General features: G+C 43.3%; 6 protein-coding genes. 5 read left to right on the top strand and 1 reads right to left on the bottom strand.

From position 1 onward, the window contains the following. The first annotated feature begins 129 nt into the window (after positions 1 to 129). From AC5JMF_RS30045 to AC5JMF_RS30025, 5 genes are all read left to right on the top strand, one after another. Positions 130 to 891 carry a DUF6748 domain-containing protein gene (locus tag AC5JMF_RS30045; protein ID WP_495799363.1) on the top strand — a complete coding sequence of 254 codons (762 nt, stop codon included), beginning with the start codon at positions 130 to 132 and terminating at the stop codon, positions 889 to 891. 182 nt (positions 892 to 1,073) lie between these two features. Beyond that, entirely contained in the window at positions 1,074 to 1,241 is a 168-nt protein-coding gene (locus tag AC5JMF_RS30040) for a hypothetical protein (protein ID WP_495799362.1), read from the top strand. Between the two features lie 203 nt (positions 1,242 to 1,444). After that, positions 1,445 to 1,747 (top strand): hypothetical protein, encoded by a 303-nt coding sequence (locus tag AC5JMF_RS30035; protein ID WP_495799361.1) that lies wholly within the window; start codon positions 1,445 to 1,447, stop codon positions 1,745 to 1,747. A gap of 92 nt (positions 1,748 to 1,839) precedes the next feature. Beyond that, entirely contained in the window at positions 1,840 to 2,145 is a 306-nt protein-coding gene (locus AC5JMF_RS30030) for a hypothetical protein (RefSeq protein WP_495799360.1), read from the top strand. Further along, on the top strand, positions 2,142 to 2,684 hold the full coding sequence (locus AC5JMF_RS30025; RefSeq protein ID WP_495799359.1) for an HNH endonuclease: 543 nt from the start codon (positions 2,142 to 2,144) through the stop codon (positions 2,682 to 2,684). The genes AC5JMF_RS30030 and AC5JMF_RS30025 overlap by 4 nt, the downstream gene beginning before the upstream one ends. Positions 2,685 to 2,879: 195 nt before the next feature. Here the strand turns inward: AC5JMF_RS30025 and AC5JMF_RS30020 are convergent, their stop codons facing one another. Then, a complete protein-coding gene (locus tag AC5JMF_RS30020; protein ID WP_495799358.1) occupies positions 2,880 to 4,241 on the bottom strand; it encodes a hypothetical protein in 1,362 nt (453 codons plus the stop codon). Positions 4,242 to 4,296: the final 55 nt, after the last annotated feature.

Here is a 4,296-nt window from a genome sequence, read left to right as displayed (position 1 = left end):
AAATTGTAACAATTCGCAAAAAACTCTACAGAGATGATGGTGGTATTATTTTTTTTGCATATAGCAACAATTTTTTCAATCCTTATTTTAACAAAGGTATTGAACCCGGAAATAAAATTTCAAGCTCCCATGAACAAAAGCTCACTTAACTACAAATACTCATTCATTCTCCTATCAGGTGCAATAATAGCTAGCAACGGATTTTTCTGGGAAGTATCTGCTCAAAACATTTCTGCTCCAGAAACTACTGATTCTGTTGCAGTCACCGTCAAAAATCAAGAGTTTCCCCAGTGGGGATATTACACAATACGAAGGGATTTTCGCAAATGTGCTTCTCCCATATGCGGGGGATATTTCATCAAGCAAGTCAACTTGAAAGCTACTCCTTGCGTTGATGGTGTTTTTCGCTCCGAATGCTATGTGTCTGCAATTGATTGGAGTTCCCTTTTAGTATCACCATTAGAACTGGTAAAAATTCTAAATGATGATGGTAGCCGTGTGATTCTCAGAGGTAACATCGTTCCAGTAACATTTCCTGGATTCGGTGAGTTTGGGAATTTGAGAGTAAAAGAAGCCTTCTATGCTGCGACAAATGCCCCAGCAAAAGGTACTTTTGTGGCTATAAAAGACAATGGCATTCGCTGCATCACAACTCCTTGCTTCTCCACAGATAAGTTGGTTTTGAATCAGCCGAAGATTTCTCCAGTTTCGTCAATCGATTTGAGTCAAACGGGTGCAACACAAGAACAACTTGACGCAGCAACAAGCGAAATTTTTGGTCAAGGTTTGATTGCTGTAGGTAAAACTGAGGTAGTAGAAAATGTAGATCCGACCAAGAGAGATACTAAGTTTGTGGCTACACAACTTTATTTGAGAGTAAAACCGAACTAAAGGAACTTTGATTAGTTAGATATAGCAGAAAGCCTGAAGGCAGGGTAAACCCTGCTGAAGCGCCTTCATCCACGGTCTGAAGCACAGAATGCGGTACTACGTAACTATTCTTCCGAGGTTTTCGGCATCCACCTTATAAGGGAAAATTCAATCTTTTAGGTTTATTTTAATTGTTCACAACTGTGAAGGGTGCAAAAGCCCGCGATCGCCAAATCAACCCCAACAACTCACCCCATCCACTCGACCCAATCGGGAGCAATCGCAATCAGTTGACCAAATTTCTCGGCATCAATGTCCTCAAACTTCAGCATCACTCACCAACGCTCATCACTCGTTACTGTACTGAGTAGTTCTTTAACCGCATTCACCCCGTACTCAAAGTGTTCAATTGCCAACTGAGCATGATATTTAACCTGCTGCCACCACGAATCGCCGATAATACCTTTTGAGTGCTGGCTAGGTTATGGGTATGGTTTAGTATAGGCTTAGTTAGAATTATATATGTTGGTAAAACGTTGAATTGTAACAGAATAGCGACCCCAATCAAATACTTATGACAGCCAACAATATTAAACAGCAAATTTTAGAGCATATTGAGACATTACCAGCAGAACAGGTAAAAAGTTTGCTCAAAACATGGTTGACTGTTTCTCAAGGAGATTTAGAAGATTTTGAGCAGTTACTAAGTCATGAATCTACTCAAGCTACAGAAGAAATGTTTGAGTATGGCGAAATAGATACAGGATTAAATTTCCAACCACTGACCCAAGCTCAAATGGTTGAGCAAAGTCGCATAGCCCTGGAAGCCTACCGTAGGACAGGCTCAGGAGTAGCACATGAGCGTGTGCGCTCCTGAGTAAACACTTTAGGAACCGATACTGAATCACAAGTTCGACACTATAATTCTATTGGTATAATTTCCTCCAGCTACAACTCAGGAGAAAACTGATGATTTTAGATGAAATAGGGAGGCAACTGCACAATCGCTCAACACTTGGCGAACAACTCACAAACATAGAACAAGAGCAGTTAGATGCTTGGTATGCCTCTGTAGATGCAATAGAAAGCAAGCTGCTGAGTGAGAATGCTGATTCTCAAATAATCAGCCCAATTTTACCAACTCAGATTGAAGCATCTTTAAAGCAATTAGCATTCGTAACTCAACGCATTCAGCAAATATCTCACGAAAATGATGATTTACGCCAAGAAATTGCTATATTGCGCCAACAATTGGCGGTTCGACGTTCGGCATGACGATAAGAAAAGAAGTACGAGAACAAGTTCAGCAACGAGCAAACTATGCCTGCGAATTTTGTGGGGTGAGAGAAACTGACGTAGGAGGAACTCTAACGGTTGATCACTACCAACCCCAGTCGAGAGGAGGTTCTGACAATTTAGAAAACCTAATTTATGCCTGCGTTTGTTGTAATCAATACAAGCAAGATTACTGGAGTACGGATGAGTCTTTACCAAAATTGTGGAATCCTCGCTCTCTCCAGTACAATAAACATTTTATTGAGTTAGAGGATGGGCAGTTACTAGCTCTGACTACGATAGGAGAATTTACATGCCAACGATTACGACTGAATCGCCCACCATTAATTGCCTATCGCCTTCAACGTCGTCGCCAAACAGAAGAAACTCGTCTACTAGAACGATACCGAGATTTAGTTGTGTTGCTAACTCAATTAAATGCTCAATTAACAATTTTAGTCACAGAACAGCAAGCTCTGTTGAAAGAACAACGAGAGATATTACAAGCTTTACTTCGGAATCAACAAGATAGTTTTTGAACTTATCGAAACTGGAATAACAATATGAATCAATTCAAAATTCAAAATTCAAAATTCAAAATTAAAGACAGCCACGCCACTTGCGGGTGGGGTTTCTACCTACCTTGGGAAACAAGGATTTTTTCGCCCACCAGGGGCGAGGTTTTGAACCTAGCTTTTTTCTATAAAGCGTAAGGATGTACGTAACATCCTATATTACCCCATCCACTGCACCCAATCGGGGGCAATCGCAATCAGTTGACCAAATTTCTCGGCATCAATGTCCTCAAACTTCAACATCACGCCCCAGCGCTCATCGCTCGTCAGGGTACTGAGAAATTCTTTAACTGCATTCACTCCGTACTCGAAGCGTTCAATCGCTAGCCGAGCATAATATTTAACTTTATTCCACCATGAATCACTGAGGTTATCCTGTCCGTCCATACCCCCCCAATTATTATCTCCATTTTCATTATTAGGGGGTGTGGACGGAGCGTTGATGCCATACATCGCCTGCATTCGAGCCGCGTATACTGCATTTTTTTCTTGCTCTGACTGCCGCCTTTTTTGGCTCTGTTCCCGCTGCCGTTGCCGATACTCCAAAACTCTCTGTGCAAACGCAATATCATTAGGGTTGAGCCGATAATACCTAACCCGCTTCCCCGACTCCACAGGTCGCCGCGACTGTGTAGACAAACCCAGTTGCAATAGAAACTGGCTTAAAATCCACATGGGTGACTCATCAAGCGGAATGGTCAGGTTGAGAATGCCTTTGATGTGAGATGCATTGCGTTTGGAGAACTCCGCCAAAACTTGAATCATCTGTTCATTTTCTGTCACCTCTGCCGCAGCCATCAGCTTTCCTAAAATCTCTCGCAATCCCAAGCGATGACGCATAAGCCAGGACGTAGAATGATTACTCCAGTCAGTACAAATGGCAAGGCGCTCGCGCTCCGATTTATCCCTTTCGACAACAACAGCAGGCGGTGAGACAAACTCCCGTCCTTGGTCATCTGCAACCGCCTCTCCTGGTAGAGCCAAGATTGCTTCAAGTGCGACAATCTTCTTTATCAATCTCCCTGAATCGTCTTTCTCGACTAACTCAGGAGTGACGCTCATGCCATAAGTGTCTTGGATGCGAAACTTCTCACACTCCAGCACCTCTTCTGGTTTGAGGTAGTCCTGGTGTTGCCGACTGGTGTAAGTTCTCCTATCAATATCTTTGGCACTGGCCACCTTGCGATAATGCTCCTCATCGATGGCAACACCTGCCGCCTTCATCCACCGCGAAGCCCCCTCGTCAGCACCGTCTCCTACTGGCACAATAGTATTGCCCATTTCTTCTAGGAGCGATCGCAAATCAGCCCGTAAATTATTGATAGACCAATTGCGTTGCGCCTCAATTTGACAGCTGGTATCTAGCGCAAAGTCTTTTTCAGCCCCACGTTTGCCCGTTTCTCTGTCAATGCGAATCAAAAACGCGGTCATCTCGTTCTTCTGGAGAATTTTTTCCTTAATCCTCCGCGCATTGGTTTCGGCATACCCAAAGGGAGGACGCGGTGCAACCCAGACGTGCATCCCCTAGCTATCTAATTGGTATACAAAGCAGATAAGCTGAGGAAAGCACCTAGCA

It is taken from the genome of Desmonostoc vinosum, assembly GCF_059505385.1.
Note: the sequence above shows the minus strand (reverse complement) of the source record. Positions and strands in the feature narration are given on the sequence as shown.